This is a genomic window from Sporosarcina koreensis, from assembly GCF_042655825.1.
GTDB classification, from domain to species: domain Bacteria; phylum Bacillota; class Bacilli; order Bacillales_A; family Planococcaceae; genus Sporosarcina; species Sporosarcina koreensis.
In genome coordinates this window covers 13917-37969 of sequence record NZ_JBHSNP010000027.1, presented here as the reverse complement: position 1 = coordinate 37969, position 24053 = coordinate 13917, and the positions used below count along the sequence as shown (strand labels likewise).

Below are 24053 nucleotides of genomic sequence, written 5' to 3'. Positions count from 1 at the left end.
AAACAAACATTGTCTAAATGATGGCGGCGTGCGCGAAATATGAGTACAATTTGATGACAAATGGGGCCAATCACTATACATTCAATAAGGAAACGTCTATATTTGAAAGCGAATATGTGAACTTCGATAATTATTATAAAGAAAGTGGGAATCGATTTATGACAACATTTAACGATACACTGCTTCGTGCTGCTAGAGGAGAAAAAATCGACCATACGCCGGTTTGGTTCATGAGGCAGGCGGGCCGTTCTCAGCCTGAATACCGCAAAATCAAGGAGAAGTATTCATTAGAAGAAATTACGCATCAGCCGGAGCTTTGCGCTTACGTGACAAAGCTTCCTGTCGACCAATACAATGTCGATGCAGCGATTTTATATAAGGATATCGTGACGCCGCTTCCGGGAATCGGAGTGGACGTGAAAATAAAAGCGGGTGTCGGCCCAGTCATTTCGAATCCGGTCCGTTCGGTGCAGGACGTCCATAATCTTGGGGAGCTTTCGCCAGAGGACGACATCCCGTTCGTCATCGATACGATCAAAATCTTGAAAGAGCAATTGAATGTGCCGTTAATCGGCTTCGCAGGTGCGCCATTCACACTCGCAAGCTATATGATCGAGGGCGGTCCGTCGAAAAGCTATAACTTGACGAAGTCTTTCATGGTGTCGGAGCCAGAAGCGTGGTTTGCGCTCATGGATAAATTAGGGGATACGATCATTACATCGATCAAAGCCCAAGTTGCAGCGGGAGCGGCAGCAATTCAAGTATTCGATTCTTGGGTAGGCGCATTGAACGTCTCCGATTACAGGATATTCATCAAACCTGTCATGACACGTATTTTCAACGAGCTTCGCGAATTGAATGTGCCATTGATCACATTCGGCGTAGGGGCAAGCCACTTGGCGAACGAATGGCATGACCTTCCAGTCGATGTCGTCGGCTTGGATTGGCGTTTATCAATCAAGGAAGCCGGGGAAAGAGGATTGACGAAAACATTGCAAGGAAACTTGGATCCTTCATTGCTTCTCGCAGATTGGAACATTATCGAAGAGCGTGCGAAAGTGATCGTTGAACAGGGTGTCGAGCACGGCAGCCATATTTTCAACCTTGGCCACGGCGTCTTCCCTGAAGTCCAGCCGGCAACGTTGAAACGTTTGACAGAATTCGTTCACGAATATAGCGCACAGCTTCGCAAATAAATCGGGTAAATACATTCCAAAGAGGTGCAACTGATGACAAAGAGAAAAATGGGACTTTTAGTCATGGCGTACGGAACGCCATACAAGGAAGAGGATATCTTACCGTACTACACGCATATCCGGCGCGGTCGTCCGCCAGCACCGGAACAATTGGAAGATCTGAAAGCACGTTATCAGGCGATTGGCGGCATCTCTCCTCTCGCGAAAATTACGGAAAACCAGGCGAACGCGCTTGGCGACCGTTTGAATGCGATACAGGATGAGATTGAATTCAAAGTCTATGTCGGTTTGAAACATATTACGCCATTCGTTGAGGAAGCAGTGGAACAAATGGAAGCTGACGGAATCAAAGAAGCGGTATCGATCGTCTTGGCACCCCATTATTCGTCATTCTCCGTTAAATCATATAATGAACGGGCAAAGGAAGAAGCCGAGAAGCATGGCGTTTCCATGACGTCCGTCGAAAGCTGGTACAAGCAGCCGAAGTTCATCGAATACTGGTCCGATAAAATCCGCGGCACGTATGAAAGCATGAGCGATGCAGAACGTGAAAAAGCGTGCCTCGTCGTTTCGGCGCACTCCTTGCCTGAAAAGATCAAGCAATTCGGAGACCCGTATCCGGAACAATTGGAAGAGACAGCGAAATTGATTGCGGAAGCGGCGGGAGTCGAACAATATGCAGTCGGCTGGCAAAGTGAAGGGCAGACAGGCGAGCCATGGCTCGGACCGGACGTCCAAGACTTGACGCGCGACCTGCATGAAGAGAAAGGCTACGAAGCATTCGTCTATACACCGGTCGGCTTCGTTTCGGACCATTTGGAAGTCCTGTATGACAACGACCATGAGTGTAAAGTCGTATGCGATGAAATCGGTGCAGCATATTACCGTCCGGCAATGCCGAATACGGACCCGCTTTTCATCAGTGCAATGGCGGATGCAGTCCTTGAACAATTGAAGGAAGCCTGATGGCAGCTAGGAAGTGATGAGATGAGTGAAAAAAAGAAGAGAGTCGTCATCGTCGGTGGAGGGATCACCGGGCTTTCCGCGGCATTCTATATGCAAAAAGCGGCCCGTGAACAAAACTTGCCGATTGAAGTGACGCTGATCGAATCGACGAATCGACTGGGCGGGAAAATCCAGACAGTTCGCCGTGATGGCTTTGTCATCGAACGGGGACCGGATAGTTTCCTCATCCGAAAGAAAAGCATGGATACGCTCGCGAAGGACGTTGGCATCGGCGAAGACCTTGTGCGGAATGCGACGGGACAGGCTTATATCCTCGTGAATGGCCGGTTGCAGCCGATTCCGGGCGGCTCCGTCATGGGCATCCCGACGAAGGTCGGCCCGTTTCTGAAATCGGACCTGTTTTCATTGGCAGGCAAACTGAGGGCGGCAGGGGATTTCGTCTTGCCGCGTTCAGGCGTGGAAGGGGACCAGTCACTCGGCCACTTCTTCCGTCGCCGATTCGGAGCGGAAATCGTCGAAAACCTCATCGAGCCGCTGTTATCGGGCGTTTATGCAGGTGACATCGACCATATGAGCTTGCAGTCGACGTTCCCGCAATTTTACGAAGTGGAAAAGAAACATCGCAGCCTCATCCTTGGCATGAAAAAGACGACGCCGAAGCAAGTGCCGCAGAAAGACGGACATGGCGCTTCCCCAAAGGGGGCGTTCCATTCACTCCGGAACGGCCTTGAATCGATTGTCGAGGCAACGGAACAGCAGTTGGATCCGGGAACGGTGCGGAAAGGGATCCGCATCGAAACTATTTCCAAGCAGGGGAATCAAACCGTCCTGGAACTGAATACCGGAGAAACGATTGTGGCCGACTCCGTCATCTTGACGACCGGTCATATGGCGGCAAGCCAACTGTTCGCTCCCCACGGACTGCTGCAAGGGTTGAAGGAAATCCATACGACATCCGTTGCGACAGTGGCACTCGCCTTTCCAGAAGAGCACATCGTCCAGGATACGGAAGGAACAGGTTTCCTCGTTTCCCGCAGCGGCGATTACTCCATTACCGCTTGCACATGGGTACATCGGAAATGGCCGACGACGACGCCGGAAGGGAAGGTCCTTCTGCGAGCGTTCGTCGGGCGGGTAGGGGAAGACGCGATCGTCGATTTGCCGGATGATGAAATCGAGCGGATCGTCCTCGAAGACCTCGGAAAAATCATTACGATCAAAGGCAAGCCCGACTTCACGGTCATCACACGGTTCAAGGAGGACCGCCCGCAATACCGGGTCGGCCACCGCCAACGAATCGACAATGCCCGCGAAGAACTGAAAAGGGAATTTCCGAACGTCAAATTGGCAGGCGCCTCTTATGACGGTGTCGGACTGCCGGACTGTGTTGATCAAGGCAAAGCGGCTGTTGAAGAAGTCATTGCCGATTTGTTTGGGAATTAACATTAAAAAGTCCGCCCCGTGCGGACTTTTTACATTGGAAGGAATTTTTTATGAAAAAGCTTTTATGGATTATGAGTACATCGGTTTTATTATCCGCCTGCAATATCGGAAATGAATGGGATAATCCGATGCCTGAGGAAGGCTTCCTGATCATTGCGCATCGGGGCGCTTCGGCATATGAACCGGAAAACACGCTGCCTTCTTTCGAACTCGCAGAAGACCTAAATGCGGATTATGTCGAACTTGACGTCCATTTGACGAAGGACGGAGAACTGATCGTCATGCATGACGATGACGTGAAACGGACGACGGAAGCGGTCGGGAAAATAAAAGATTATACTTTGGCCGAATTAAAAGAGCTGACCGCGAATGAAGAGAAAGGCAAGAAAGTCGCCGATGGCCGCAGGGATGAAGAAGAAGCATATAAAATCCCGACGTTGCAAGAAGTGATTGAAGAGATGAAAGACGACATCCGCTTTGTCATCGAATTGAAAGACACCGATCAGTATCCAGGCATCGAGGAAAAATTGGTCGGACTCATGAAGGAGAATGGATTGATTGGTGCCGACGCCAAAGGATATCCAAAGGCGGTCATTCATTCATTTGATAAAAAAGCATTGAAACAGGTTCATAAACTCGAATCGGCGATTCCATTAATGCAGCTGATCTCCTTTGACGAAGGAGAGGAAGCGGAAATTTCCGCGAAGGAACTGAGAGATATTCTGACGTACGCATCGGGCATCGATGTAAGCTATGAAGCGCTGACGCCTCCTTTCGTTAACACGATGCATGACGCAGGTTTGGCGGTATACGCCTATACGGTGGATGACGCCGAAGCCGCACTGCGCTTGAAAGCGATGGGCGTCAATGGAATCCATACAGACGAGCCCGACTTGTTGGGTGAATGAAAAACAGCTGGGAAGCAGAATCCCAGCTGTTTCATATTTTATTCAGATGATGTTGCACTCGTCGCATTTATTACTGTAGCACTCGTGCTGTTCCTCGATCTCTTTTCCGCACTCCACACATGTTTTAGCAGGCAGGTTCTTGAAAAACTCAATGACATTCTCCAGCATCGGTATTCCCTCCCGTCTTTTTGTACTAATACTAAATGGGTAATTAGGCTAGTGTATTATAACAGTGTGGATAAAAAAATTAGACGATATTGCACTCGTCACATTTATTGCTATAGCATTCATGCTGTTCCTCGATATTCTCTCCACAAACTTCACAGGCTTTAGCGGGCAGGTTTCTGAAAAACTCTACGATACTCTCGATCATTTCATCATCCTCCTCGTGTTCTATAACTCAATTTGATAGTGTGATTGTAATATAACAGCTAATCAAATGTCAACACTTTTCTGTCCTTTTCGGATAAAATAGAATTGAATTCATTTACATAGGGAGCGATTAGTGTGTATTTCGTTGACAATAAAGGCATTACAGATCCGAGAATCAACCTCGCGATCGAAGAGTATGTACTGAAAAACATGGACATCGACAAAGATTCATTTTTGCTGTTCTATATCAACGAGCCATCGATCATCATCGGGAAGAACCAAAATACGGTCGAGGAAATTAATACAGAGTACGTCGATGCGAACGGCATTCACGTCGTCCGCAGACTTTCCGGCGGAGGCGCTGTGTACCATGACTTAGGGAACCTCAACTATAGTTTCATCACGAAAGATGACGGCGAATCGTTCCGCAACTTTAAGAAATTCACTGAGCCGGTCATCAAAGCCTTGGCGGATATGGGCGTCAAAGCGGAATTGCTTGGCCGCAACGACATTCTCGTCGAAGGACGGAAAGTTTCAGGCAATGCGCAATTTGCGACGCAAGGCCGCATGTTCACTCATGGAACTTTGATGTTCGACACGGAAATCGAGCGTGTCGTATCTGCGTTGAAGGTTCGGAAGGACAAAATCGAATCGAAAGGGATCAAGTCGATCCGCAGCCGTGTCGCGAACATTTCCGAGTTCATCGAAGAGCCGATGACGATCGAACAATTCCAGATGGAAATTCTGAAGTCGATTTTCGAAGGCGAAGAGAACATTCAATATTGGGAGCTGACCGACGAGGATTGGGACAACATCCGCGCGCTATCCGCAGAGCGTTACGGCAACTGGGACTGGAACTACGGCAAATCCCCGAAATTCAATATGCAGCATTCCCACCGATTCCCTGTCGGCGGCATCGACGTGCGCCTGCAAGTCGGGAAAGGCAAAATCGATGACGTCAACATTTACGGCGACTTTTTCGGCGTAGGCGACGTGGCAGTCGTCGAGGACAGCCTGAAGGGCGTTCAATATGACCGCGAGTCCATCACCAAAGCGCTGGACGCAGTCGACATCCCGACGCTGTTGGGCGGGATCACGAAAGAGGAATTCATTAATTTAATCTATTGAGTTGAAAACCGGTGCTCAGCCGGTTTTTTCTTTTGCCTTATTATATGCGGGATTGCATGAAGTAGTGTAGTTATCACGTGTTGCACGTTGGAACGAGGAGCTGTTTTATCCAATTAATGGTCGAATGGTGATAAACCATGCTTGAGCGGTGATAAAGTCATTCCAAGCGGTGATAAACTCATGCTGAGTGGTGATAAAGTCATTCCAAGCGGTGATAAACTCATGCTGAGTGGTGATAAAGTCATTCCAAGCGGTGATAAACTCCAGCTGAGTGGTGATAAATCGACGAATCGGTGGTAATGCGCCGAGAATCGGTGGTAACACGGCAAGTCGGTGATAACCGGTGGAGAGGCGGTGATAACGAGCAGAGAGTCGGTGATAAACTCCACCGAGTCGGTGATAAATCCATTTCAAGCAATCCCCCGCGCCCGCCGAGCGTGCATTCCATTTTTACGATATACTATATGGAATAAAGAAGGGGGAATTTGCGATGAGGAACCACCGTATCTTCATTGTTGAGGACGATAAAAAAATTGCGCGGCTGCTGGCGGATACGCTGCGCAAATATCAATATGATGTAGCAATTGTGGAGGATTTCGATAATGTGGAGGCGGAATGTGCGGCGTTCGATCCGCATTTGATTCTCCTCGACATCAATCTGCCTTCATATGATGGCTATTATTGGTGCCGGCAGCTTCGCCAGACGACGACGTGCCCGATCATTTTCATCTCCGCGCGTTCGGGCGATATGGACCAAGTGTTTGCGCTCGAGAACGGAGGGGACGATTTCATTACGAAACCTTTCCATTACGAGATCGTCCTTGCGAAGATCAGAAGCCATTTGAGAAGGGCGTTCGGAGAATACGCGCCTAGCCAAGGAGAGCGCACGGTGAAGCTCGGCTCACTCGAATTATTCATCGAGCGGATGGAGCTGCATTTGCGTGATGAAGAAATCCCGCTTCAGAAGAAGGAATGCGTCATCCTTGAGCTATTGATGGATGCGTCGCCGAAAGTCGTGTCGCGGGAGACGCTGCTTGAAGAATTATGGGACGACCAGTCGTTTGTCGATGAAAACACGCTGAATGTGAACATGACACGCGTGCGGAAAAAGCTTGCGGACTATGGCGTGCAATCAGTCATTGAAACGGTCCGCGGGTCGGGTTACCGTTTCCTCGTCGCGCCGGAGGAATCATGAAGCAGATTGTTTTATTCCTGAGGGAGCATCTGTCATGGGTCATCTTCGAAATGCTCCTCGTCACATTCATCCTTGTCTTGTATTGGCTGGACGGATTCCGCGGGCTCAATACGGCAATCTACTCGATTATTATGAGCTTGCTGCTGACGGCGGGCTTCCTCGTCGGGAAATTCATCACCCGGCGTTCGTACTATGCCGCGATTCTGCACAAGCCAGAAAAGATGGAAGATGCACTCATCCGCAATGTGCAAACGACAGAGCAGCGCCAATCGACAAAGTTCATGCGTGCCTTGTATGGCTTGTATCAAAGCGAAGTGCAATCGCTGTACGCATCACAGCATCGGCAGCTCCAGTTCGTTAATCAATGGGTGCATCAGATGAAGACGCCGATCTCCGTCATCAACTTGCTTCTGCAGGAAGATGGCGAGCTCGACAAGCGGAGCATCCGCGAGGAAGTCGATAAAATCCAGCGAGGGCTCGATGTCGTTCTCGTCAACGCGCGGCTTGAAACATTCGAGGAAGACATGCAGATCGAACGGGTCGGTTTGAAGAGCCTCGTCCAGCAGATCGTTACCGAACATAAGCGGCTGTTCATAACGAACGGCGTGTTTCCGGTCATTTCGATCGACGAGTCACTCGTCGTCGCGACGGACCCGAAATGGATGAAAGTCGTTATCGGGCAGTTCATTACAAATGCAGTGAAATACACATTTGAAAAAGGGAAACGGCTTTATTTGACGGCGGAGCAGAACGCAAAAGGGTTCGAGCTGACGATCCGCGATGAAGGGGTCGGGATCCCGGCATCCGATCTGAAGCGGGTGACGAAGGCGTTTTTCACAGGTGAAAACGGAAGGTTGACCGGTGAATCGACTGGGATGGGCCTGTATATTGCCGACGAAGTGTGCTCGAGGCTCGGCCATCCGATGAAAATCGAATCGGAAGTGGGCCAAGGGACTTCCGTCAAGATCCTGTTTACAAATGGAGAGATAGGTGAATCGGATGAAGAACTCGATCGTGCAATTGGATCAAGTGACGAAGATCTATGAAGGAAAAGTGATGCACCGTGCGCTCAATCGCCTTGACTTCGAGGCCGATGCAGGGGAATTCATCGCCATCATGGGGCCTTCGGGAAGTGGGAAGACAACGTTGCTGAACATCATCTCGACGATCGATATGCCGACGTACGGACGCGTCATGATTGACAGCGTCGAGCCCGAGGCATTGAATGCGAATGAACTGGCACTGTTCCGCCGGCATAATTTCGGCTTTGTCTTCCAGGACATCAATCTGCTGAAAAATTTGACGGTGGAAGAGAATATCGTTCTGCCGCTCACTCTGGACGGGCTGCCGATCATGGAGATGCAAAAGCGGGTCGACCTGCTGGCTGGGCAGTTAAGCCTGAAGGAGATCCTCAATCGGCGCCCCGATGAGCTATCGGGCGGACAAGCGCAGAGGACCGCTGTCGGCCGGGCGCTGATCCATAAGCCGAAGCTTATTTTGGCAGATGAACCGACAGGGAATCTTGATTCGAATTCAGCAAAGGAAGTCCTTGAATTGCTCAGTCTTGTCAATCAAACCGAGCGGACGACGATCATCATGGTGACGCATGACCCGATTGCGGCGAGCTATTGCGATCGCGTGCTGTTCATCAAGGACGGGGAATTCTTCAATGAAATCTACAAGGATGAGCGGCGCCAGACGTTTTTCCAACGGATATTGAATGTGCTCAGTTTACTTGGAGGGAATGTCAATGATTTGCGGACGTTGTAATGTGCGGAAAGCCAACATCTTTGGATACTCGGACAGCCGATTAGGGAGGAGAGCTTGATGACATTTCGCCAGTTCGCTTTCCGGAATGTCATGCGCAACCGTCGGATATACGCAGCCTTTTTCATGGCGAGCGTTTTTTCGGTCATGGTTTTTTTCCTTTATTCCATGCTGCTCTTCCATCCATCGATCGAAGGCAGTGCGGTGCAGGACATTGCGGTGCTCGGCATGGGCATCGCTGAAATCATCCTTTACATATTCACGATGTTCTTCCTGTTCTATTCGATGCGGGCCTTCTTGCAAGCGAGGACGAAAGAGTTCGGCATCCTCCTCCATTTGGGGATGGAGAAGCGGCAGCTGCACCGGCTCATCTTCATCGAGACGCTCATCATCGGTGCGGCATCGATCGGTGTCGGAACGTTTCTAGGGTATATGTTTTCGAAGTTCTTCTTCATGGTCGTAAGGAGAATTGTCATGCTTCCGGCGCTTCCTTTGTACTTTTCGTGGGAGCCATTCGCGTTGACGGTCGGCGCGTTCCTGAGCTTGTTCATCATCATTTCGTGGGTCGCACCGGTTTTCATCCGGACAGGCAAGCTCGATGAATTGATCCGTGGAGACAGCGTCGGCATGGAGACGCATGGTTTCTCAAAAATCCGTGGCGTGATCGGTCTCATCCTCCTCGGACTGTCGTATGGGATGGCCGCCTTTACGTCGAATAGCATCGTCATCGGCCTTGTCTTCCTACTGCCCCCGCTGGCGACGCTCGGAACGTATTTCTTTTTCACGGATTCATTGCCGTTCATCCTTCATCTGTTTAAAGTAAGGAAGGATTTCTATTGGCGGCATTTCCGCCTGCTCGCGATTTCCGAAGGCGTCATCCGGCTGAAAGAGAACGCCCGAATGTTTTTCATCGTGACGATTGTCTCCACGGTCGCTTTCATGTCCGTCGGAATCCTTGCATCGCTCACTTCATTCGCCTCCCAATACCGGGAAATGAACCCGCTTGGCCTCGTGTACGAAAGTTTTCCGGGCAATGAATTGGAGCACGAGCATATAAATCGGCTTGAATATGAACTAAGGAAGAATGAAATTGAGTACACATACGTACAGTTTCCGGTGCTAAAACAGCGTTCCTCTTTGACGGACAATAATGTCACGATCATCCAGCTGTCCAGCGTCAACCAGCTTTCAAGGTCGTTCGGCAATCAGGCGTTTGAATTGAAGGAAGGGGAGGCGCTCTTCCTGCCGCCGACCGCTTCCACATTTGAGCAGCTGAACAGGCAAACCGTCAAGACAGTGCTCGAGGAAAGCGGCATCGAGGTGCGGATCAACGGCGCTTATCCGTACGAACTGTTCCCGGCTCACGCAATCGGCACGAACACGATCATTTTGAACGACGCCGACTATGACAAACTGGCGTTGCTCGTCAAGCCGTCGTCCGTCTATCACGCATTCGACATCCCGGATTGGCAGAAGACGAAAAACATCGGGCTGAATATCGAGCATTCCGTAACGGAGTCAATCATTAAAGGGACGCGCGGGAAACTGCATTTCAACTTCGATAATCCCGGCCTGAACTATTCCGTCATGCGGACGACATTCACGTTGCTGCTGTTCATCGGCCTGTTGCTGGCAGGCGTTTTCCTGCTTGCTGCGGGAAGCTTCATCTACTTCCGCCTCTATACATCGCTCGACAGCGACCGCAAGCAGTTCGATGTGCTTCGCCGCATGGGCATCACAAACAAGGAATTCAAGACAATTGTCAACCGACAGCTGATTCCGCAATTTTTCGTTCCATGGGGCGTTGCGCTGATCCACAGCTTTTTCGCGTTCCTGTCGCTGCAAGTGATCTGGGACGCCCTCGCGGAAATCTCCATCGTCCGCGAACTCACAATGGTTCTCGTCGGCTTCACCGCGTTGCAAGTCATTTATTTCTACCTCATCCGCTGGCGCTACCTTGCCCATATACGGACGCCGGAGTAGTAGTGGAATGAAAAACGCATTAATGCCTTCCCTCGATTTACAGGGAAGGCATTTATTTTTCTGAAATAAAACATCTGCTTTCACCAAATTGCGATTTCCATAGATTTTCTAAAAGTATTGTGAACTTTTAATTTTTCTTATATAATAATAGGTGGGTTTAATGAATGATGATTCATTCAATCAAAAGGGAGGATGTTCAGTATGAATTTGGTAACACAAGTTTATGAGACGTCAAAACTGCAGCCTGGGAAAACGGCCTACCACTTTATGGGGAAAGACACATCTTATGCCGAGCTCGACCAGTCTGTGTCCATGTTCGCATCGGCATTGCAAGGGTTGGGAATCGAAAAGGGCGATCACATCGCGTTGCTGTTAGGGAATACGCCGCATTTCCTCATTTCTTTATACGCGACGATGCGGATCGGAGCGACAGCGATTCCGATCAATCCGATCTATTCGCCTGATGAAATTTCGTACATTTTACATAATAGCGATGCGAAAGCAGTCATCGCGCTTGATCAGCTATTGCCATTGGTCGAGAAAGCCGCGCCTTTATTCCCGTCAGTCGAGCACTATATCATCTGTGAAATGAGCGCAGATATTGGGGAAAGAGTGGCGGCGCTGCCGGATAAGGCGAAAGCGAAAGTGAAGTTGTTTTCGAAGCTGATTACGACAGGCCGGCCGGATCTTGAACCGATTGAAGTTGATGAAAATGAAACCGCTGTCATTCTTTATACATCCGGAACGACTGGCCGTCCGAAAGGCGCGATGCTGACGCATAAAAATCTGTACTCGAATGCACGCGATGTCGCGGACTATTTAGGGTTCTCGGAACATGACCGCGTCGTCGCGACGTTGCCGGTTTTCCATGTCTTCGCATTGACCGTCGTCGTGAACGCGCCATTGCTGAAAGGTGCGACCATCGTTCTCGTTCCGCGTTTCAGCCCGTCGGATGTGTTCGAGACGATCAAAGAGCAAAAAGCGACTGTGTTCGCAGGCGTCCCGACGATGTACAATTTCCTTTATCAATTCCCGGATGGCGATCCAGCCGACTTCAACACGATCCGCCTCGCAATTTCCGGAGGGGCTTCGCTGCCAGTCGCATTGCTGCATAACTTCGAGGATAAATTCAATGTGAGGATTTCGGAAGGGTACGGCTTGTCAGAAGCATCACCGGTCACATGCTTCAACCCGCTGGACCGCGAGCGCGTTCCAGGATCAATCGGTACGAACATCATCAATGTTGTGAATAAAGTAGTCGATGAATACGGCGATGAAGTGTCGGTCGGCGAAGTCGGCGAGCTCGTCGTCCAAGGGCCGAACGTCATGAAGGGCTATTACAAGATGCCGGAGGAAACCGCCGCTGCAATCCGCGACGGCTGGCTGTACACCGGCGATTTGGCACGACAAGATGAAAATGGGTACTTCTACATCGTCGACCGCAAGAAAGACATGATCATTGTCGGCGGCTACAACGTCTACCCGCGCGAAGTCGAAGAAGTCCTATTCACACACGACGACATCGTTGAAGCAGCGGTCATCGGCGTGCCCGATCCCGATTTCGGAGAAGAAGTCCAAGCCTTTGTCGTCCTGAAGAAAGGCGCTGTGGCGGACGCTGAAAAGCTGAAAGCGTTCTGCGCCAACCGTCTGGCGAAGTACAAAGTGCCGAAAACAATCGAGTTCCTGGATGAACTGCCGAAAAACACAACCGGCAAAATTTTGCGCAGGTCGTTGAAAGATCAAGTGAGGCAATAAGTGAGGAGGCCCTTCCACGCGGCGTGGAAGGGCTTGTTTTTTGCAAGGGCTCATTTATTTCAACAAGGGCTCAATTATTCTCGTAAGGGCTCCATTATTTGATCAAGGGCTCAATTAATCTCGCAAGGGCTCCATTATTTCAACAAGGGCTCCATTAATCTCACAAGGGCTCCATTATTTCAACAAGGGCTCAATTAATTGCGCAAGGGCTCCATTATTTCAACGAAGGCTCAATTATTTACACAAAGGATTTACACCTTTCCTGACGAATAGTGTCAGTGGGGGTGAGATAAGTGATATCAACATTTACAAAGGGACAGTATATTGGTGAATTCACTTTAGGGCCTGGTATTCCGAATATGAGATCGGGCGTAGATCGCATTGTAGGGATGTGCAAAAGAGAAAACGGCACTCAAGAAGTCGAAATCCATCAGGTTCTGTGGTGTGGTGAAAACAAGTACGCGGTTATCTTAAACTATTATAAAGCAGCCAAGACGAATACTTATTAAGCACTCACTTCTTTGGGTGCTTTTTCTATGCCTGAAATAAAGGAGGGGGCTGGTTTCTCGCAAGGGTCCATTCTTTTGCCTTCAAGGTCCATTCTTCCGCGTTCAAGGTCCATTCTTTCTCACAAGGGCCCATTCTTCCGCGTTCAAGGTCCATTCCCATCCCTTCAAGGTCCATTCTTCCCCGCTCAAGGTCCATTCCATCAAAAACTACCCAAAATAAAAAGCGGAAATCCCCCGTATGAAATCCTCCTCCAATTCACCCTTCTTCTTCACAAGAATATAGGTCGACACAATCGGCAACTCGAATAAATCAAAATGAGGTCGCATGAGCCGGCCTTCCGTCAGTTCGCGCCGGACGATCGAGTGGGGGAGGAACGAGACGCCAAGCCCTTCCTGGATGAACCGTTTCGCGATATGCGCCTGCGTCACTTTCATCGTGCGCACGCCCGGCACATGTTTATGCAGGACGACGAGCAAATCATCCCAGTAGACGGGGTGGTGATGCGTCAGCAAATAATTCCCGAGCAGCGCCTCTTCCACATCGACAGGGGGCCCGCTTTCCTCGTCGTAGCTGTCCGTCGGTGTAATAAAAACGATTGGGTCGTCATAAACACGGATTGATTCAATCCCTTTCAAAGCTGCGTCCAACGCCGAAATGCCCAAATGGACTTCCCCCGAATCGACGAGCCGTTCAATCATGTCCGATTCCTCCACCCGGATCGTCAGCTCCACATCGGTATGCCTTTCCATGAACGTCCGCAGGAAATAAGGTAAGATCGTTTCCGCCATGAGCGGCGAAATAGCGATCGTCCACATCCGGCGGTACCCTTGCGCAAATGCGTGCATCCGATTCACGCTGTCATCCAGCCTCGCCAACAATCCCTCCGCTTCCGCGTAAAATAATCTCCCAGCATCGGTCAACGTTACGCGATTGTTGATCCGGTCGAATAACCTGACGCCTAATTGTTCCTCCAGCAGCTTAATATGCACCGTGACGGTCGGCTGCGACAACAGCAATTTCTCGGAAGCCTTCCTGAAATTCAATAAATCCGCCGCCACGACGAATGTGCGCAGCCATTGCGTATCCATTCCCTCACGTCCTTTCGATTAATAATAGTAATCAAATCATTCCAAAACATTTAATTTACCTAATTATACCTTCCTCTTATACTGAAGAAAAGGAGGAATGACTTATGTTTCAAAAAGGTTTGAAAGATGTCGTTGCAGTACACACGAAAATTGCCTCAGTCGAAGGGGATATAGGCGAGCTGAGATACCGCGGAGTCCAAGTCGGCGAGCTGATCACAAATCATTCATTCGAGGAAATTGCGCACTTTCTATGGAATGAAAAATTACCGGAACGAAACGAATCATATACTCTTCAGGAAGGCAGGGAACTGCCTGCACACGTAAAAACAATCATCGACGCCCTCCCGCCCGAAACGCCGATCATGGACGCGATGCGAACTGCAATTTCGGCATACGCGCACAACGAATTCACGAATGAACCGATCGAACAGCAAGCGCGCCATCTGACCGTGGCGCTCCCGACCATCATCGCGAGACACTATCGGAACGTGAACGGACTTCCTGTCATCGAACCCGATCCGGCACTATCCCATACCGCCAACTACTTATGGATGCTCACCGGAACGAAGCCGGCCGATGTCCATGTCGAAGCGCTTGAAACATACTTGAAACTGACAATGGAGCACGGCATGAACGCCTCGACTTTCGCAGCGCGGGTCACCATTTCCACGGAATCCGATCTGACAGCGGCTGTCACGTCTGCGCTCGGAACGATGAAAGGTCCATTGCACGGCGGCGCCCCTTCAGCGGTCATCGAACTGCTCGAAGAAATCGGAACAGAAGAAAACATCCGTCCTGTTATCCTAAATAAACTGCAAAACGGCGAACGGATCATGGGTTTCGGCCACCGCATCTACAAAACCGAAGATCCACGATCGATCTTATTACGGGATAAATGCGCAGAGCTCACCGGAAAAGACAATTGGCTCGATCTCGCGACTACAGCCGAAAAAGAGATCATCGCCTTGCTCGAAGAATACAAGCCGGGACGAAAACTCTACACCAACGTCGAATATTACGCTGCCGCCATTATGCGTGCGATCCAAATGCCGCCCGAACTATTCACCCCGACATTCAGCGTGGCAAGAATGGTCGGATGGACGGCGCACGCAATCGAACAACTGAGCGACAACACGATCTTCCGGCCACAATCCGTGTACGTCGGAAAAAAGTTTGAAATTTAAAAGGGGAAACTCCTCCGGTTGTCGAAATATGTAGAATAGAAAAAAGAAGGGGGAATTCCCATGAGAAACCTACAGACAGATGATCTATTCAAACTGCAATCCGTCACAAACCCGCGGCTTTCGCCTGACGGAAAAGAAGCTCTGTTCATCAAAACGCATATCGACGAAGAGGAAAACAAATACATCGCGAACTTGTACCACATCGACCTTGAGAAGAAAGAAACGACGCAATGGACGCACGGTAAACACCGCGTCAGCTCGCCAAAATGGTCGGCGGACGGCAAGCAGATCGCTTTTTTGTCGAATCGCGACGATAAAAATCAGCTGTACATTCTATCCGCCCGCGGAGGCGAGGCGAAGCTGCTGACATCCTTCGAAAAAGGCGTATCGAGCTTTGAATGGTCGCCATGCGGAACGAAAATCTGGTTTGACGCCTCTCTAAAGGAAGGCAAGACATTCACGGACAAAGAGGAGAAGGATGAGAAGAAAAAGCCGGAACCCGTCCGAGTAACGAAGATGAAGTACAAAATGGATGGCGTCGGTTTAGTGCCGCAGGATGCATTCAAACAGGTCGGCGTCATCGACATCGAAACGGAAGAAGTGACGCAATTTACGGAAGGGAATCACCAGCATACATTGCAGGCAGTTTCGCATGACGGCAGCAAGCTTGTCATCGGTGTGAACCGGAACGAGGATCTGGACTGGGAATTCCGTCAGCCGCTCCATCTGGTCGATGTCGATTCAAAGGAAGAGACAGTCATCGTTGATGAAGAAGGCTATTACGGCGGTGCTGCATTTTCGTTCGACGACAATTATATCGTGTTCGCTGGGTCGGACCGCACGTTCCAGAATGCAACGCACAGCAGTTTGTACGTGTACGACACGAGACGCGGCAACCGGCTCAATATTACGGAAAGCGTCGATGCACCGGTTGGCGATTATACCGTTGCGGACCACCAGCAAGGGGCAAGCGCGCCGGCTGCAGTCTGGACGAAGGACGATCACTTGTACTTCCAGCTCTCCTCGATGGGAGATGTCCGTCTTTATTTCGCGACGCTGGAAGGCGAAATGTACCCGGCATCGCCTGAAGATGAGCATGTTTACGGCTACGCAGTGAACGGAGAAGGCGATTTCGCGCTCGTCGCTGTAAGCGATCCTGTGAATCCGGGCGAAATCTATCAACTGACGATTGCAACGGGCGAAAGGGAAGCCCTCACTTCATTCAATAAAGAGTATTTGCAGGAAGTCAAACTCGTTGAGCCGGAAGCGATCGTCTTCAAAAGCGTGAAAGACTGGGATGTGCACGGCTGGCTCATGAAACCGGCAGACTTCAAAGAAGGGGAGAAATATCCGCTTATCGTCGATATCCATGGTGGACCGCACGCGATGTTCGGCAACACGTTCTTCCATGAAATGCAGCTGCTTGCCGCCAAAGGATATGGCGTTCTTTACATCAATCCGCGCGGCAGCCACGGCTACAGCCAGGAATTCGTCGATGCGGTACGCGGCGATTATGGCGGGGGCGACTATGAGGATATCATGGCGTCGGTTGACTATGTATTGGCGGAAAATGAGTGGATTGACGCAGACCGACTCGGCGTTACGGGCGGCAGCTACGGCGGCTTCATGACGAACTGGATCGTCGGCCATACGAACCGATTCAGAGCGGCGGTCACGCAGCGCTCGATCTGCAACTGGATCAGCTTCTTCGGCGTATCCGACATCGGCTATTACTTCAGTGACTGGCAAATCGCCGCGGATATGAAGGACGTTGAAACGCTATGGAAGCATTCTCCATTGAAATATGCGGAAAACGTCGAGACGCCACTATTGATCCTTCATTCGGAAAAAGATTTCCGCTGCCCAATCGAACAGGCGGAGCAGCTATATATTACATTAAAGAGCATGGGGAAAGAGACGGAATTCGTCCGCTTCCCGGATGCAGACCACAATCTATCGCGGACCGGCGTACCGAATCTGCGTGTCGAGCGATTGAACGAGATTACGGGCTGGTTCGATAAGTATCTATAAGAACCGGAGGAGTTTGATTGACGTATACACTTGACGGCGTTACGATCCGTCCAATAAAAGAAGAAGATTTGCAGCGCATGTGGGAATTCACATTCAAACAGGAGAACCCCGAATGGAAGAAATGGGACGCACCGTATTACGAACATGTAACGATGACGTACGAAGCGTTTCTGGAACAGAAAGACCAAATTGTCGAAGTAAAGGATTATTGGGCCATCGAAGTGGGCGGCGAGCTCATCGGCATGGTGAGCTACTACTGGGAGCACCAGCCGTCCCTCTGGCTTGAGATGGGCATCCTCATCTACGAGCCGAAATATTGGAGCGGCGGCTACGGAACAAAGGCGCTCACAATGTGGATCGATCATCTATTCAACGAAATGCCGCTCGTCCGCGTCGGCCTCACAACCTGGTCCGGCAACAAACGGATGATTCGTGTCGCCGAAAAGCTCGGCTTGACAATGGAAGCCCGCATCCGAAAAGTCCGCTACTGGAACGGCGTCTACTACGACTCGATTCGTATGGGTATGCTGCGCGAAGAATGGGAAGCGCATAAAGCAAAATGAGAGGTAGCAAGCACGTGTGAAAAGCTCCTAACTAATGCGCCTTAATTTACGCACATGTAATTTCTACACCAATAGGAAAAGCCGTTTCACTAGTAGAGAAACGGCTTTTCCTTTACTTAATTATTCAGCTGTTGCCTCGGAAATTTGTTCCTTTACTGTATTACGTTTTAAAGCAGTAGCTAGTATGGTTAACATGCTTACTAACCCGATCCAAACAAGAACAGAAACAGGGGTATTCCAAGTTAATCCTTTCCCAAAGAAGAACAATTCACGAAGCCCTTCTATCATGAAGCGCATCGGCAACCAGGAGTAGATCCAATCTTGATAGAATGGAGACATCATTTCAGGTGCCAGTGCCAATAAAGGTGCTCCGAAGAAAAGCATTAACACAAAGACGGCGATACCCGGAATACCAACTAAAGAAAGTACAGCGAGTATCATTAAGAAGAAGCTAAAGGAAGTTATGGATAAAAATATAGCTGTATCCATATAATCCGGGATACTTAATCCTACCATTCCATGTGCTATCCAAGTTAGACCAAACCCAATTACAAGGGCTATTCCTGCACCCATCAAGATTTGTGTGATCTTTATCACAAGGTTCTCCTTACGGGTACCGATTGGCATTTTACTAATAGTAAAGAAGATGATCGCAGCACTGACCATACTGGCAATCCATAATGGTTGGAACAGGGTAACAGGAGAGTTCCCATTCGAACTATTTTGTCCGACCTCATTTACGGTAATCACCTTTTTGGTAATAGGCGTTACTAAAATAGAAGCCTGTTCTGCTGTCAATGGGATCCCTTGTAATTCAAATCCTTCTAGTAGTTGTGTGCGAACAGTATTGCTCATATTGTCAACTACTCCATTCAATAGTTGCCCCGCTACGTTTGACGCCGCCATATTCATTCCCTGATTGATATAAATACGTAGTTCGGGTGAAGAAGGATCGGGTGTCTGTAACGATGCTTGCTTCTCACTAAAATCTTTTGGAATCACTAACGCTGCATAGTACTCTTGATTATCCAATCCCTCTTGAACTGCGACTTCACTTTTTATTTCCACCCATTTAACAGCGGGATCCTTTTCTGATTTGGATGATTCTTGCATCCTGTTAACAATGCCTTCTCCCATATTCATTTTTGGCTGACCAGGAATTTCTACACCTTGATCTTCATTCACAATGGCAATAGGCAAATTTTTCGGCTGAGGTTGGACGGTCGGAAATAATGTTAATGAAAAAACAAAAATAACTGCGAGTGCTACAATTGGTGATAAAAGAAAAAGTTTGTTTTTCAACATTTGCATTTTACTCCTCCTTTACTATGAGTCATAATAATAAACAACACGTTGTTTGTTTTTCACTACTATCATATGCATGGAAGATGTCTTATACAATGATCAGAAATCGCTGATATGTCGGTTATAAGACGCATTTCATGAATGTGTTGATTAAAATGAAAGGGGAGAATAAAGTGCGAGACAATTACAAGGATTTACGTGTCATTCGGACAAAAGGATTGATCCGAGATGCCTTAGTTCAGTTAATAGAAGAGAAAGGCTTTGAAGCAATTACGGTGAAAGATATTACAACTACAGCAAATATAAATCGTGGTACCTTTTATGCACACTATCAGGATAAATTTGATTTAATGACTAAATGCCAAGAAGAAATCATGCAAGAAATATATCGAATTGTGAGACACAAATTTCCGGATGCACTTGCCGAATTTGGAGCAAACACCAGTCCGACGACACCACTGACTATTGCTATCTCCATTTTCGAATATCTAAATGAAAATAGTGGATTTATGCAAGCTGTGTTAGGTCCAAAAGGGGATTTATCATTCCAAACAAAACTGAAAGACTTTGTAGGGAAAACAATATTTGGAAACAGTCCAAATGCATTTATTACGGAGGAAAAATTACTAGTTCCAAGACATTATTTAATTTCTTACATGGCGTCAGCTCATATAGGAGTAATTCAGCAATGGTTAAATAGCGGGAGAAAAGAATCTCCTCAAGAAATGGCTCAAATCCTTTCAACCATATCGGTTAACGGCCCATTCTATGCAGCTGGATTGAAAAAGTAAATCGCTAAAGAAAAAAAGGAAAGTACCTAAGTAATATAGGTGCTTTCCAATGCCACACTTTATATGTGAAGCAACCTTTTTTGCTTCTATTCCGTGTAGTTTTCCTTCAAAAGTTATAAAAACCCTTTCGAAATTTCATTCAATCGATTGGCAACCCATTCAATGTCATAGCCTGCTTCGTTGAGAATCACTGTGTTATAGATTTCCTCGAGTCCAATCCGAAGCATATAGCAGTAAATTACTTCTTTCGTTTCATCGGAGGTAATGTATTTCTTTTTTACTTCCTTAATGAGTGGCTGTAATTTATCTTCATTCCAAAACAGTAAGTTCGCTTTATCATATAAATGGTCTCCGTACAATGCCAGGCTCCAATCGATGATGCCTGTTATTTGGTCATCCTTGGCCAATAAGTTGTATGAGCCTACATCACCATGGACAAGATGCTTTTTGGTGGAAGTGATGCAGCTTATATGGGACTTCAACTCTTGAATGGCATTTTTCACAACGTCAGAATCCAATCCTTTTTCCTCTAATGACGACCAATTATAAATGTCATTGTTGTAAGCCGCCTTTATAAAATCGATCCATGTTGGATAGGAAGCATTTCCTGTGCTATCAAAATAGCCATAGCCTTCCTTGTCTATTTCAATGGATTCCAACGTTTCGAATGTTTGCAAGACAGCCGGGACGATGTCGAGTAATTGCTGGCTGTTGAGGTCAAACAATTTGTCGCCTTCAATAAATTCGGCTATGGAATAGACTACCTTGTCATCTGTCTGGTGAATCTCCATTACATGACGGACAGGCAAAATTGTTTTGAGTTCATTATCAATGAACTTTTCTTTTTGAAAGCCTTTAAGATTACCTGCTTGAAAAATAAAACGGTCGTTGTCTTGTTCAAATAGGTACGTTTGTGAAGCCAAGCCCCCAGTCAGTTCCTTAACATTGCTTGCATCTGGATAATGTGTTTTTATCAGTGTCTTGATTTCCTCTACCGAAAGTTTCTTACTCATAACAGACTCTCCTTTAAAATGTATTTTTCCTAACAACAGTTCATCCAACGAGAGATTATAAATTTTGCTAAGAGAAATTATAGAGTCAATATCGGGATAATTTTTATCGACTTCCCAATTCGATAATGTTTGTCGCGTGATATTCATTTCCGTGGCAACTTGCTCTTGTGTAAGGCCTGATTTCTTTCTCCTGAGTTTTAATTTTTCCCCAAGATTCATACCCATCATCTCCTTAATTGAATTTTCCCATGATTCGAAAGGGAAATCTAGCAAGCATTCCTTGCTTTTAAGAAAAGATGTCAGATAAAAACAAATTCTTCACTTCGCAAAATCTTTTTCATAGATTACAATAAAGTGAGTACTCACTCATTATGAAAGAAGAGGTGACCATCCATGAACGAAGGCGAAGTATGTGTCTCCATTCGCAACGTCTCCAAAAGCTTCGGCAAGCACCACGTACTGAAAGACATCAACCTGGACATCTACGAAGGGGAAATCTTCGGGTTGCTTGGACCATCCGGTGCTGGAAAGACAACGCTCGTAAAGGAACTTGCGGGACTGGACGAACCAACGGCAGGGGAGAATCATTTATTCCACGAGAAAATGCCTTCCCTGAATCTCATCAACCGGATCGGGTATATGGCGCAATCGGACGCCTTATACGAGGAACTATCGGCAAAGGAAAATCTTCAATTCTTCTCTGAGCTGTACGGATTGAAAGGGCAGAAACAAGCGCAGCGCATTAATGAAGTGATGGAGCTCGTCCAGCTTTCCGGCGACATTACAAAACTGGTATCGAACTATTCAGGTGGAATGAAAAGAAGACTTTCACTCGCAATTGCACTACTCCATGAACCGGAACTGCTCATCCTCGACGAGCCGACTGTCGGAATCGACCCGGTTCTCAGGAAAAGCATCTGGAATGCATTCACGGATTTGAAGGCGCAAGGGAAGACGCTCATCGTCACGACCCACGTCATGGACGAAGCCGATAAATGCGATCGGCTCGGTTTAATCCGTGATGGAAAACTGATTGCGGTCGGCACGCCAACCGAATTGAAGGAACAGACAAACTCAGCAACAATCGAGGAAGCATTCCTCGTCTTCGGAGGTGTGGAACGATGAGAGTGATGGCATTGGTGAAACGGATCCTCCGTCAACTCGTCCGGGACAAACGCACAATTGGGCTGCTTATCTTCGCGCCAATCCTCGTGCTGACGATGCTTTATTTCGTCTTCAACGGCGACGAGTACACCCCAAAAATCGGATTGGTCGATATTCCGGAAATGCTCTCCGACCATATCGATACGGAAGGAGCGCAAGTAACAACCTTCAATACGGAAGCGGAAGCCAAGAAAAAACTTGCAGCTCAAGAGCTTGACGCTTATTTGAAAATCGAAGGCAATTCCCCGTCCATCGTCGTCGAAGGAAGCGACCCAAGCGTCACAGGCGCTACGATGAAATGGCTGCAAAACGCATTGCCGAAACCTCCACAAGTCGCCGATATGCCAGAACTGACGGTCGACTACTTGCACGGCTCGAGCGACATGGGACAGTTCGATTATTTCGGACCAGTCCTGCTTGGATTTTTTGTGTTCTTCTTCGTCTTTCTCATTGCAGGCGTTTCATTCCTGCGTGAACGGACGACGGGCACACTCGAACGGCTTCTCGCCAGCCCGTTGCGCAAATGGGAAATCGTCGCTGGCTACGTCGTCGGCTTTGGACTTTTCACGACAATCCAGTCTACAATCATAACAGCGTACGCAATCTACGTACTTGGCATGGTCATGGAAGGGGCTTTCATCTATGTGCTCCTCATCATCCTCATCCTTGCGATGACCGCATTGACGCTCGGCATCCTGCTCTCCTCATTCGCGCATAACGAGCTGCAAATGATGCAATTCATCCCGATCGTCGTCGTGCCGCAAGTGTTCTTTTCCGGCCTGTTCAACTTGGAAACGATCGCCGAATGGCTTAGCTGGATCGGCTATTTGACACCTCTCTATTATGCAGCGGAAGCGTTGCGCAACGTCATGGTAAGAGGCGCAGGTATCGGCGACATCATTACAAACTTGCTCATCTTAGTAGGGTTCTGCCTGCTGTTCATCGCAATAAACATCACCGTGCTGCGCAAGTATCGCAAAATATAAGGAGGGCGTCATGACGGAAGAAATCAATCTGCTCGACGAAATGCTGAAGGAAGACGACAACCTGACAGACAAACAGCGGAAGATCCTCGTCGCAGCGACAGAAATGTTTGCAGAAAAAGGCTTCGCCGCTACATCGACGAATGAAATTGCCAAAAAGGCGGGCGTCGCGGAAGGCACGATTTTCCGCCATTACAAAACGAAAAAGGACCTGCTCTTGTCCATCGTCACACCGATGATGGTCAAAATGCTCGGCCCAATCATCATCAAAGACTTGAATAAAGTGCTTGATAAAGACTTTGAGCGCTTCGAAGATTTCGTGCGCGCGATGATCATAAACCGCCAGGAATTCCTCGAGAAAAACTTGAAGGTCGTCCAGATCTTTCTTCAGGAAATCCCGTTCCACCCGGAACTGCGCGAGCAATTCATCGAGCATATCGGTAAAAAGGTAGTCAGCCGACTCATCCAAATCGTCGGGCATTACCAATCGAAAGGCCAAATCGTTCAACTGCCAGCAACAACCGTCATCCGGCTCACCGCCTCGACAATCATGGGCTATTTCGCCGCGAAATACATCATCAATCCGAAGTGGAACGATGAAGAGGAAATCAATCAAATGATCCACTTCCTGAAAAAAGGGCTCACTCCGGATGAATGAAAAAGAAGGTTCCGACCTTCTTTTTTTGTTGGAATCAAACGTAAGGGCTC

Annotated in this window: 24 protein-coding genes; 18 read left to right on the top strand and 6 right to left on the bottom strand. The window is 48.4% G+C overall.

Going from position 1 to position 24053, the window contains the following annotated elements; genetic code table 11:
* Positions 1-158 precede the first annotated feature (158 nt).
* Genes hemE through ACFPTP_RS12900 form a run of 4 tightly spaced genes read left to right on the top strand, consistent with a single transcriptional unit; the run spans position 159 to position 4513 of the window.
* A complete protein-coding gene (gene hemE / locus ACFPTP_RS12915) occupies positions 159-1196 on the top strand; it encodes a uroporphyrinogen decarboxylase (protein ID WP_381446066.1) in 1038 nt (345 codons plus the stop codon).
* A gap of 33 nt (positions 1197-1229) precedes the next feature.
* On the top strand, positions 1230-2162 hold the full coding sequence (gene hemH / locus ACFPTP_RS12910; RefSeq protein WP_381445558.1) for a ferrochelatase: 933 nt from the start codon (positions 1230-1232) through the stop codon (positions 2160-2162).
* A 21-nt stretch (positions 2163-2183) separates the two neighbouring features.
* Complete coding sequence (hemY, locus tag ACFPTP_RS12905) at positions 2184-3605, top strand: protoporphyrinogen oxidase (RefSeq protein ID WP_381445556.1); 1422 nt, start codon at positions 2184-2186, stop codon at positions 3603-3605.
* 50 nt (positions 3606-3655) lie between these two features.
* Complete coding sequence (locus ACFPTP_RS12900; protein ID WP_381445554.1) at positions 3656-4513, top strand: glycerophosphodiester phosphodiesterase; 858 nt, start codon at positions 3656-3658, stop codon at positions 4511-4513.
* A gap of 42 nt (positions 4514-4555) precedes the next feature.
* Here the strand turns inward: ACFPTP_RS12900 and yhfH (ACFPTP_RS12895) are convergent, their stop codons facing one another.
* Together yhfH (ACFPTP_RS12895) and yhfH (ACFPTP_RS12890) are read right to left on the bottom strand one after the other, a co-directional pair.
* Positions 4556-4681: a protein YhfH gene (yhfH, locus tag ACFPTP_RS12895; protein WP_381445552.1), complete on the bottom strand. Its 126-nt coding sequence runs from the start codon at positions 4679-4681 to the stop codon at positions 4556-4558.
* A 79-nt stretch (positions 4682-4760) separates the two neighbouring features.
* On the bottom strand, positions 4761-4886 hold the full coding sequence (gene yhfH / locus ACFPTP_RS12890) for a protein YhfH (protein ID WP_381445549.1): 126 nt from the start codon (positions 4884-4886) through the stop codon (positions 4761-4763).
* Positions 4887-5020: 134 nt separating this feature from the next.
* Here yhfH (ACFPTP_RS12890) and ACFPTP_RS12885 point away from each other — a divergent pair, with 134 nt between their 5' ends.
* A complete protein-coding gene (locus ACFPTP_RS12885) occupies positions 5021-6013 on the top strand; it encodes a lipoate--protein ligase (protein WP_381445547.1) in 993 nt (330 codons plus the stop codon).
* Positions 6014-6118: 105 nt separating this feature from the next.
* On the opposite strand, the gene ACFPTP_RS12880 is transcribed toward ACFPTP_RS12885, so the two are convergent.
* Positions 6119-6427, bottom strand: a complete 309-nt coding sequence (locus tag ACFPTP_RS12880) for a hypothetical protein (RefSeq protein WP_381445545.1) — start codon at positions 6425-6427, stop codon at positions 6119-6121.
* A gap of 76 nt (positions 6428-6503) precedes the next feature.
* Here ACFPTP_RS12880 and ACFPTP_RS12875 point away from each other — a divergent pair, with 76 nt between their 5' ends.
* The 6 genes from ACFPTP_RS12875 (at position 6504) to ACFPTP_RS12850 (ending at position 13222) form a co-directional block, all read left to right on the top strand.
* A complete protein-coding gene (locus ACFPTP_RS12875; protein WP_381445543.1) occupies positions 6504-7208 on the top strand; it encodes a response regulator transcription factor in 705 nt (234 codons plus the stop codon).
* Positions 7205-8254, top strand: coding sequence for a sensor histidine kinase (locus tag ACFPTP_RS12870; protein ID WP_381445541.1), 1050 nt, complete (start codon positions 7205-7207; stop codon positions 8252-8254). Before ACFPTP_RS12875 ends, ACFPTP_RS12870 begins: the two co-directional genes overlap by 4 nt.
* Positions 8208-8978 (top strand): ABC transporter ATP-binding protein, encoded by a 771-nt coding sequence (locus ACFPTP_RS12865; RefSeq protein ID WP_381445539.1) that lies wholly within the window; start codon positions 8208-8210, stop codon positions 8976-8978. Before ACFPTP_RS12870 ends, ACFPTP_RS12865 begins: the two co-directional genes overlap by 47 nt.
* Before the next feature lie 57 nt (positions 8979-9035).
* Complete coding sequence (locus ACFPTP_RS12860; RefSeq protein WP_381445537.1) at positions 9036-10958, top strand: FtsX-like permease family protein; 1923 nt, start codon at positions 9036-9038, stop codon at positions 10956-10958.
* Between the two features lie 201 nt (positions 10959-11159).
* Positions 11160-12713 (top strand): fatty acid--CoA ligase family protein, encoded by a 1554-nt coding sequence (locus ACFPTP_RS12855; RefSeq protein WP_381445535.1) that lies wholly within the window; start codon positions 11160-11162, stop codon positions 12711-12713.
* 293 nt (positions 12714-13006) lie between these two features.
* Positions 13007-13222: a hypothetical protein gene (locus ACFPTP_RS12850; RefSeq protein ID WP_381445533.1), complete on the top strand. Its 216-nt coding sequence runs from the start codon at positions 13007-13009 to the stop codon at positions 13220-13222.
* Positions 13223-13429: 207 nt separating this feature from the next.
* Here ACFPTP_RS12850 and ACFPTP_RS12845 read toward each other — a convergent pair whose 3' ends face one another.
* Positions 13430-14311: a LysR family transcriptional regulator gene (locus ACFPTP_RS12845; protein WP_381445531.1), complete on the bottom strand. Its 882-nt coding sequence runs from the start codon at positions 14309-14311 to the stop codon at positions 13430-13432.
* A gap of 104 nt (positions 14312-14415) precedes the next feature.
* Here ACFPTP_RS12845 and ACFPTP_RS12840 point away from each other — a divergent pair, with 104 nt between their 5' ends.
* The 3 genes from ACFPTP_RS12840 to ACFPTP_RS12830 are packed head-to-tail and all read left to right on the top strand — an operon-like array spanning position 14416 to position 18089.
* On the top strand, positions 14416-15495 hold the full coding sequence (locus tag ACFPTP_RS12840; protein ID WP_381445529.1) for a citrate synthase/methylcitrate synthase: 1080 nt from the start codon (positions 14416-14418) through the stop codon (positions 15493-15495).
* A 60-nt stretch (positions 15496-15555) separates the two neighbouring features.
* Positions 15556-17526, top strand: coding sequence for a S9 family peptidase (locus tag ACFPTP_RS12835; protein ID WP_381445527.1), 1971 nt, complete (start codon positions 15556-15558; stop codon positions 17524-17526).
* A 17-nt stretch (positions 17527-17543) separates the two neighbouring features.
* Positions 17544-18089 carry a GNAT family N-acetyltransferase gene (locus ACFPTP_RS12830; RefSeq protein ID WP_381445525.1) on the top strand — a complete coding sequence of 182 codons (546 nt, stop codon included), beginning with the start codon at positions 17544-17546 and terminating at the stop codon, positions 18087-18089.
* Positions 18090-18209: 120 nt separating this feature from the next.
* Here the strand turns inward: ACFPTP_RS12830 and ACFPTP_RS12825 are convergent, their stop codons facing one another.
* A complete protein-coding gene (locus ACFPTP_RS12825; RefSeq protein ID WP_381446063.1) occupies positions 18210-19394 on the bottom strand; it encodes a YhgE/Pip domain-containing protein in 1185 nt (394 codons plus the stop codon).
* A 173-nt stretch (positions 19395-19567) separates the two neighbouring features.
* Between ACFPTP_RS12825 and ACFPTP_RS12820 the strand changes: the two genes are divergently transcribed.
* On the top strand, positions 19568-20185 hold the full coding sequence (locus ACFPTP_RS12820) for a TetR/AcrR family transcriptional regulator (RefSeq protein WP_381446061.1): 618 nt from the start codon (positions 19568-19570) through the stop codon (positions 20183-20185).
* 113 nt (positions 20186-20298) lie between these two features.
* On the opposite strand, the gene ACFPTP_RS12815 is transcribed toward ACFPTP_RS12820, so the two are convergent.
* On the bottom strand, positions 20299-21417 hold the full coding sequence (locus ACFPTP_RS12815) for a helix-turn-helix domain-containing protein (protein WP_381445522.1): 1119 nt from the start codon (positions 21415-21417) through the stop codon (positions 20299-20301).
* Between the two features lie 174 nt (positions 21418-21591).
* Between ACFPTP_RS12815 and ACFPTP_RS12810 the strand changes: the two genes are divergently transcribed.
* Genes ACFPTP_RS12810 through ACFPTP_RS12800 form a run of 3 tightly spaced genes read left to right on the top strand, consistent with a single transcriptional unit; the run spans position 21592 to position 24003 of the window.
* Positions 21592-22323, top strand: coding sequence for an ABC transporter ATP-binding protein (locus ACFPTP_RS12810; protein WP_381445520.1), 732 nt, complete (start codon positions 21592-21594; stop codon positions 22321-22323).
* Positions 22320-23348: an ABC transporter permease gene (locus ACFPTP_RS12805; protein WP_381445518.1), complete on the top strand. Its 1029-nt coding sequence runs from the start codon at positions 22320-22322 to the stop codon at positions 23346-23348. Before ACFPTP_RS12810 ends, ACFPTP_RS12805 begins: the two co-directional genes overlap by 4 nt.
* Positions 23349-23358: 10 nt before the next feature.
* Positions 23359-24003: a TetR/AcrR family transcriptional regulator gene (locus tag ACFPTP_RS12800; RefSeq protein WP_381445516.1), complete on the top strand. Its 645-nt coding sequence runs from the start codon at positions 23359-23361 to the stop codon at positions 24001-24003.
* The last annotated feature ends 50 nt before the right edge of the window (positions 24004-24053 follow it).

Excerpts from the sequence above, each read along its gene's own strand:
- ACFPTP_RS12845 (WP_381445531.1), bottom strand. The coding sequence starts at position 14,311 with ATGGATACGCAATGGCTGCGCACATTCGTCGTGGCGGCGGATTTATTG.
- ACFPTP_RS12900 (WP_381445554.1), top strand. The coding sequence starts at position 3,656 with ATGAAAAAGCTTTTATGGATTATGAGTACATCGGTTTTATTATCCGCC.
- ACFPTP_RS12875 (WP_381445543.1), top strand. The coding sequence starts at position 6,504 with ATGAGGAACCACCGTATCTTCATTGTTGAGGACGATAAAAAAATTGCG.
- yhfH (WP_381445549.1), bottom strand. The coding sequence starts at position 4,886 with ATGATCGAGAGTATCGTAGAGTTTTTCAGAAACCTGCCCGCTAAAGCC.
- ACFPTP_RS12860 (WP_381445537.1), top strand. The coding sequence starts at position 9,036 with ATGACATTTCGCCAGTTCGCTTTCCGGAATGTCATGCGCAACCGTCGG.
- ACFPTP_RS12800 (WP_381445516.1), top strand. The coding sequence starts at position 23,359 with ATGACGGAAGAAATCAATCTGCTCGACGAAATGCTGAAGGAAGACGAC.
- ACFPTP_RS12825 (WP_381446063.1), bottom strand. The coding sequence starts at position 19,394 with ATGTTGAAAAACAAACTTTTTCTTTTATCACCAATTGTAGCACTCGCA.
- hemE (WP_381446066.1), top strand. The coding sequence starts at position 159 with ATGACAACATTTAACGATACACTGCTTCGTGCTGCTAGAGGAGAAAAA.
- ACFPTP_RS12865 (WP_381445539.1), top strand. The coding sequence starts at position 8,208 with ATGAAGAACTCGATCGTGCAATTGGATCAAGTGACGAAGATCTATGAA.
- ACFPTP_RS12805 (WP_381445518.1), top strand. The coding sequence starts at position 22,320 with ATGAGAGTGATGGCATTGGTGAAACGGATCCTCCGTCAACTCGTCCGG.
- ACFPTP_RS12870 (WP_381445541.1), top strand. The coding sequence starts at position 7,205 with ATGAAGCAGATTGTTTTATTCCTGAGGGAGCATCTGTCATGGGTCATC.
- ACFPTP_RS12840 (WP_381445529.1), top strand. The coding sequence starts at position 14,416 with ATGTTTCAAAAAGGTTTGAAAGATGTCGTTGCAGTACACACGAAAATT.
- ACFPTP_RS12855 (WP_381445535.1), top strand. The coding sequence starts at position 11,160 with ATGAATTTGGTAACACAAGTTTATGAGACGTCAAAACTGCAGCCTGGG.
- ACFPTP_RS12835 (WP_381445527.1), top strand. The coding sequence starts at position 15,556 with ATGAGAAACCTACAGACAGATGATCTATTCAAACTGCAATCCGTCACA.
- hemY (WP_381445556.1), top strand. The coding sequence starts at position 2,184 with ATGAGTGAAAAAAAGAAGAGAGTCGTCATCGTCGGTGGAGGGATCACC.
- yhfH (WP_381445552.1), bottom strand. The coding sequence starts at position 4,681 with ATGCTGGAGAATGTCATTGAGTTTTTCAAGAACCTGCCTGCTAAAACA.
- hemH (WP_381445558.1), top strand. The coding sequence starts at position 1,230 with ATGACAAAGAGAAAAATGGGACTTTTAGTCATGGCGTACGGAACGCCA.
- ACFPTP_RS12815 (WP_381445522.1), bottom strand. The coding sequence starts at position 21,417 with ATGAATCTTGGGGAAAAATTAAAACTCAGGAGAAAGAAATCAGGCCTT.
- ACFPTP_RS12810 (WP_381445520.1), top strand. The coding sequence starts at position 21,592 with ATGAACGAAGGCGAAGTATGTGTCTCCATTCGCAACGTCTCCAAAAGC.